The following is a 6,227-nucleotide window of genomic DNA, read 5'->3' on the forward strand; positions in this document are numbered from 1 at the left end:
GGTTCAGCCTGCGACAGGACGATCGGTACCGAGCTCTTCACGCCAGCCGGCCTCTTTCTGGATGTACTCGTTGTCCTGATCGAAGTCCGACATCTCGCTCACGCGGCGTACCTCGAGCTTGCTTCCCGGCCCGAGCGGGCAGCGCTTCGCCCATTCCAAGGCTTCGTCTTTGGTCGACGTCTGAATGATCCAGAATCCCGAGAACAACTCCTTCGTCTCCCCGTACGGGCCGTCGGAGACCAGCGGAGGATCGGACTCGAAATCGACGATGAATCCCTCCTCCATCGCCAGTCCCTCACCGGCCAGCAAGACACCTGCCTTGATCAGGGACTCGTTGTACTGCCCCATCGCGGCGATGATCTCGTCGAAGTCCATGTCTTTGGATGCTTCGATGGCCTCATCGGTGGAACGCATGATCAGCATGTACTTCATGAGAATCTCCTTCGTTCGTGGACCGCTCTGTTCGGTCCCTCTGCTTACACGTCGAACGGCGCACTCACCGATCGACAAACTTCCGCAACAATTTTTCCGAGTACATAACCGCCGGTCGCGATATGCTGCCCACGGTATCGGCGGACGGGCCGTCGGGCCGGTCAGAAGTCGAGAAATCCCGGCACAACTTCGCGAACGAGCCCGGTCGCGTCAGAGCTCCCGTAGAAATACACCGACCCGTAACCGAATAGGTACTCCTCTACGAAATCGGGGTGGGACTCGGCAACCACCGGCCACCCCTCTTCGTTGATCTGGAACAGGAAGCTGTGTCCATCCGCCTCAACGGCATCGGCGTAGGACGGTTCGTTCTGAATGAGCACCGGTTGCGGAGCTATCAACACCAACGGCATCACCTCGTCGTCCGAGGGAATCCTGATCAACGCCGCGCTGCCAAGGCCCGCATGGCTGCCCGCCGATTCCGCACTTCGTGACGACGGCAAGTGCAGGACTGCCCTAACCCCGATGTCCGGGTATTCGAGGTCGTCGTCGCCGATGGAGAAACCTCGACGGATGAAGATCGAAAGCTCTCGCACGCCGAGCCACGGCGCCGTGTGTGCCTCGAGCGTCAGAAGGTACTCGTGCGACCGCAGAATCGCCTGACCAGCGAAAACCTGCGGAGGTCGTCCACCAATCCGTGCCCCACTATTCGAATCGCTCGAACCCACCCCGAGATGTACCCTGTCCACCGGCGTCATCCTAGGGAGATCCGACGGGTGTCGGAGGGAGACTCTCCGATTTCCTACAATCCGCTGGTGACGTAGGCCACAATCAGGCTCGATGATGGGTGCATGACAACATTCCCGACTCTCGACCCCGAACTCGCCGCGGCACTCACCATGCTCCCGAAGGTGGACTTCGCTGACCTCCCCAACGCACGGGCCACCTACAACGCTCTGGTCGGCACCATGTTGGCCGACCTGTCATTCGACGGAGTCACGCTTCGTGAACTGTCGGCACCCGGCCTGGACGGCGATCCGGAGGTCACGATTCGTTTCTTCACCCCGGACAACACTGCCGGCCCTGTCCCCGTTCTGCTCTGGATCCATGGCGGCGGATTCGCAATCGGCACCGCAGAATCCAGCGATCCATTTTGCGTCGAGGTGGCGCGGGAACTCGGATTCGCCGTTGCGAACGTGGAGTACCGCCTCGCCCCCGAAACCCCCTTCCCCGGCCCCGTCGACGACTGCTACGCCGCACTCCTCTACATCCACGCCCATGCCGAGGAGCTGGGGGTCGATCCACGCCGCATCGCAGTGGGAGGGCAGAGCGCAGGCGGTGGACTGGCCGCAGGCACTGTCCTCAAAGCCCGTGACGAGGGCGTTGTGCCCGTGGCCTTCCAATTCCTCGAAATCCCTGAACTCGACGACCGCCTGGCGACGGTCTCGATGACGAACTTCGTCGACACCCCCTTGTGGCACCGCCCTAACGCCATCCTGTCGTGGAAGTACTATCTCGGCGGGTCGTATTCCGGTCCCGAAGATCCTGACGTGTCCATTTACGCTGCGCCGTCCCGGGCTACCGACCTCACCGGTCTGCCGCCGACCTACCTGTCCACCATGGAACTCGACCCGCTCCGCGACGAAGGAATCGAATACGCCCTTCGGCTGCTGCAAGCGGGAGTCAGCGTCGAATTGCATTCCTTCCCCGGAACCTTTCACGGGTCGGCACTGGTCGCGACCGCCGCGGTCAGCGAAAGAGGTGCCGCCGAAGCCCTCACTGCGCTCAGGAGAGGGTTGCGTTCGCTCTCGCCGGTCTCGTAGCGTTGCGAGATGCAAGGACTGATGTACCGGCTTGCCGAGCTCGATGCAGACTCGGCAGGCCTGGTACGTGTCATCGATTACTTCGACGCCCTCGTGCGGCACGGCTCCGACACCGCGTCTTTGCTTCGTGCGAGCGCGCAGTTGGCGGACTGCGTCGTGGGTATCGAGATCGTCGAGCGCGGCAGAAGCAAGAGGAATTTGCGCCGTTGCGATCCGCGCGGCCGCTGGTCACCCGATCCTCAGCTCCCACCGAGCATGACCAGAAACATTGCCGTGGACGACGAGGTTCTCGGAACGGTATGGATCGAACGACCCGGGGCCAGCTTGCCACTCGACGAAATGCTCGTCGACCGGATGGCCCTGACCGCAGCGATAATTCTGCAACCGCGACGCCTGCCTACCGAAGCCGAGCACACTCGAAATCTGTTGTTCCCGATGGATGAACTCGCGGTGCTCACCTCCTGCGCCGGTCTCGGTATCGAACCCCATACCCCAGTCCGTGTAATGGCAACCAAGGCAGTCTCAGACACGGCCGACGGCACTGCACACCTTGTCATTTCGCCAGATTGCACACCTGGCAAAGCCGTTGGGATAGACGCTGACGGCGAGTATCTGAATCTCGTGACGGGTTCGTTCGCACCCACACCCGAGCTGTCCGAGGCCGCGCTGTCGTCATTCATTCGCGCCGGAATATCTTTGACTGCTCCCGCTTCCGAAGTGAGCACAATACTGAGCACTGCACGATTCGCTCGAGCACAGGCGTCGGCAACAACACCGATCGTGAACGCCGACAATCTCGGCGCCCTCAACCTCCTGGCGCCGGGACCACACATCGATCACTCGCGAATACCGGATCTGGTTCGTGCCGAAGAGATCGGCGACACCAAACAGGGATTAGAACTACTCGAAACCTTGAGGTCATACCTGCAGTCCGGAACCTTGAGGGCCGCAGCCGATTCCATGCATCTTCACCACAGCAGCGTCGCGCACCGATTGGCGAAACTGTCCCAGCACGTCGGATTCCACGTCGACGCCATCGAGAACCGAGCACGCGCAACGGCCATGATGCTGGTACTCGATGGTGGATAGGACCCACCGCGCATCACAGGCACTACGCAGTGGTTGACGATCTTTCGCGTTCAGCGAGCGCAACAAACGGCGCAAGCGCCGGATTCGGATTATCCGGGCGGTAGGTCACTGCCACGTCGAGAGTTGGTTGCTCACCGGCGATCTCACATAGATGGACACCCGGGATGCGGAGCATCCGCGCTCTGCCCTGGGGGATCGGCGCAATACCCACCCCGTCCGAGACGGCATGCAGCACCTGCTCGTCGTCGGCCTCGAATCGAACGATGCTGGGCGCCCCGTTTGGCCAAAGTTGTTCGAGCGTACGCAAATACATCCCCGGGGCGTTGGCCTCCGGCCAGAACACAACGGGGACGTCCACCAGATCTCCGAGTTCGAGCGTCGCTCGATCTCCGAACGGATGATCGACGGGCACAGCGACCAGGATAGGTTCGGTGTCGAGGACGATCAGGGGAAGTTCTCGATCGTCTTCATCGAGCGGCGGGCGAACAACCGCGATGTCGACGGCTCCGGTTCGGACGAGGTCGACAGTCTGCGCCGAAGTGCCACGATGAACGACAACTTCGACGCCCGGGTAGAGCCTTCGATAGGTGCTGACCAGATCCGCGACTGCTCCGCCCGCCCACGAACGGGTGTACGCGATGCGCAGTTCTCCGTCCACACCGCGCGCGGCCAACCGAATTCGTTCGACCGCCCGGTCCGCACACCCGATCAAAAAGCGCGCCTCTCGTACCGCCACCTTGCCGGCTTCCGTGAAGGTGAACTGCGGACCCCGACGATCCACCAGCGGAACTCCGAGTTCGCGCTCGAGAACCTTGATCTGTTGACTGAGGGCCGATTGCGCGACGTGGACGTTCGCAGCGGCTCGAGTGAAGCTCCCATGATCCGACAGAGCGATCAGATAACGGGCACGCTGCAGGTTCATACGGCGATTATAAGAAAAACAGATGGTGGTGTCACTACTTGGTCTTGGACACGGCATCACCTGAGGTCGGAGGATCGAGTTCACGTTGATCCACCGTCTGTCTCCCGAAAATTGTCACCCGAACGATCACAAGGTTGCACATGAATCCCCGAGCACTCACTGAACCTGCAACAGACGCGAGGCTTATCGACGCCCTCGCAGAGATCGTCGGCCACACGCATGTGCTTACCGATCCCGAACTGATCGAGGGCTACACACGTGACTGGACGGGACGTTGGATCGGCGACGCGATCGCGGTCATCCGCCCCGGCAACACTTCCGAAGTGTCTGCGGTTCTTCGAGCATGCTTCGACGCGGGGGTTCCCGTCACACCGCAAGGCGGCAACACCGGACTGGTCGGTGGTGGGATCGCCTCGGCTGGGTCCGTGGTGCTGAGTACCAGGCGTCTGGAAACGATCGAAGCCGTCGACCCCATCGGTCGGACAATCGCAGCCGGCGCCGGCGTGACCGTTGCTCGCGCCGACCTGGCGGCATCGGCACACGGTCTCCGCTTCGGAATCGATTTGGCATCAAAGGAATCCGCGACACTCGGCGGCATCGTCGCAACCAACGCCGGTGGGACGCGCATGGTCCGATACGGAAATACACGCGCACAGATACTCGGTATCGAAGCCGTGCTCGCGGACGGTTCGGTGCTGAGTAGATGGACTCCACTCGTCAAAGACAATGTCGGATACGATATTCCAGGACTTCTTGCCGGCAGCGAGGGAACGCTCGCAGTCATCACCAAGGTCCTGATGAAGCTGGTCACCCCGGCGACCGACACCCAGGTCGTGCTCGCGGGTGTGCGCGACGTCGATCAGGCGCTACTTTTGTGTAATCGCGTGCGTCAGAGCGGATTGACCGTCGAAGCCGCCGAGATCATGACTGACGACGGCATCTCCCTCGTCTGCGCACACACCGATGCCCGTCGCCCGTTCGGCACCCCTTCACCGATGTACACACTCATCGAGGTGTCATCACCGCGCGAAACGGAAGAGTCGCTCCTCGAAGTACTCTCCGACTCTGCCGACCTCATCGAGGACGCGACGGTCGAGCCTGGGCCGGCTCGAAAACTGTGGACTCTGCGGGAAAGCCATACCGAAAGCATCAGCGCGTCGTCGACGACGCCGGTAGTCAAGCTCGACATCTCCGTCCCCTTGTCCGTGATGGGAATGTTCATCGACAACCTCCGAGAAAGCCTGGCACAACGATTCCCCCTCGTGCGGCCAATCCTGTTCGGGCACTTCGCCGACGGAAACATTCATGTGAACCTTCTGGATGCCGAGCCGAGGGTCGCACACGAACTGACCGATATGGTGTTCCGACTCGTCGCCGCCCACCATGGAAGCATCAGCGCCGAGCACGGGATAGGCCGCGCGAAGTCGCCGTGGATATCGCTGGGGCGCACTGAAACCGACATTGCCGCAATGCAGCTGATCAAATCCTCCTGGGATCCCCGTGGAATCCTCAACCCTGGAATACTGTTGCCGGAAAAAGTCGGGTAAGCAAAAGGGGTCTCGTGCAGGAACTTTACGTCGTCACTCATCCTCATGCCGAACACACAGCGCAGGACGTAGTCGGCGGTTGGCACAATTCGGTTCTCACCCCCGCTGGTCGGCGCGATGCAGGTTTGATCGCCGAAGCACTGAAACGACGACGCACCGGAACTTCGCGCGCGGTCCGCATCACCTCGTCCGACCTCGAACGGTGCACCGAGACATCCACGATCATCGCCCGGACACTCGATGCTCCGGCGACAACAGACACTCGATTGCGCGAAATCAGCTTCGGAGAAGCCGAAGGACGCCCGAACTCGTGGCTGGCCCAGCGGCAGGTCCCGGCCCCTGACAACAACCGCCTCGATCACCGTGGCCCCGTTGCCGGTGCCGAGACCCGCCGCGACATCGCATCAAGGGTTCACG

7 protein-coding genes are annotated in these 6,227 nt (G+C 61.6%); 4 read left to right on the plus strand and 3 right to left on the minus strand.

Annotation, left to right across the window (positions count from 1 at the left end):
- Window positions 1-3: 3 nt before the first annotated feature.
- Both ACYP01_RS15990 and ACYP01_RS15995 read right to left on the minus strand, forming a co-directional pair.
- A complete protein-coding gene (locus ACYP01_RS15990) occupies window positions 4-432 on the minus strand; it encodes a YciI family protein (RefSeq protein WP_007735729.1) in 429 nt (142 codons plus the stop codon).
- A gap of 161 nt (window positions 433-593) precedes the next feature.
- The gene (locus tag ACYP01_RS15995) at window positions 594-1,187 is read right to left on the minus strand and encodes a hypothetical protein (protein WP_030537406.1); all 594 of its coding nucleotides are present in this window, start codon (window positions 1,185-1,187) and stop codon (window positions 594-596) included.
- A gap of 93 nt (window positions 1,188-1,280) precedes the next feature.
- On the opposite strand from ACYP01_RS15995, the gene ACYP01_RS16000 reads away from it, so the two are divergent.
- Together ACYP01_RS16000 and ACYP01_RS16005 are read left to right on the plus strand one after the other, a co-directional pair.
- Window positions 1,281-2,252, plus strand: coding sequence for an alpha/beta hydrolase (locus tag ACYP01_RS16000; RefSeq protein ID WP_459681075.1), 972 nt, complete (start codon window positions 1,281-1,283; stop codon window positions 2,250-2,252).
- A gap of 9 nt (window positions 2,253-2,261) precedes the next feature.
- On the plus strand, window positions 2,262-3,341 hold the full coding sequence (locus ACYP01_RS16005) for a helix-turn-helix domain-containing protein (protein ID WP_459681077.1): 1,080 nt from the start codon (window positions 2,262-2,264) through the stop codon (window positions 3,339-3,341).
- Window positions 3,342-3,363: 22 nt separating this feature from the next.
- Here the strand turns inward: ACYP01_RS16005 and ACYP01_RS16010 are convergent, their stop codons facing one another.
- Window positions 3,364-4,263 (minus strand): LysR family transcriptional regulator, encoded by a 900-nt coding sequence (locus tag ACYP01_RS16010; RefSeq protein ID WP_003943243.1) that lies wholly within the window; start codon window positions 4,261-4,263, stop codon window positions 3,364-3,366.
- A gap of 140 nt (window positions 4,264-4,403) precedes the next feature.
- Here ACYP01_RS16010 and ACYP01_RS16015 point away from each other — a divergent pair, with 140 nt between their 5' ends.
- Together ACYP01_RS16015 and ACYP01_RS16020 are read left to right on the plus strand one after the other, a co-directional pair.
- Window positions 4,404-5,810, plus strand: a complete 1,407-nt coding sequence (locus ACYP01_RS16015) for an FAD-binding oxidoreductase (protein ID WP_459681080.1) — start codon at window positions 4,404-4,406, stop codon at window positions 5,808-5,810.
- A gap of 14 nt (window positions 5,811-5,824) precedes the next feature.
- A partial coding sequence (locus ACYP01_RS16020) for a histidine phosphatase family protein (RefSeq protein ID WP_459681082.1) occupies window positions 5,825-6,227 on the plus strand: 403 nt, incomplete at its 3' end.

It is taken from the genome of Rhodococcus sp. no. 34 (assembly GCF_054589475.1).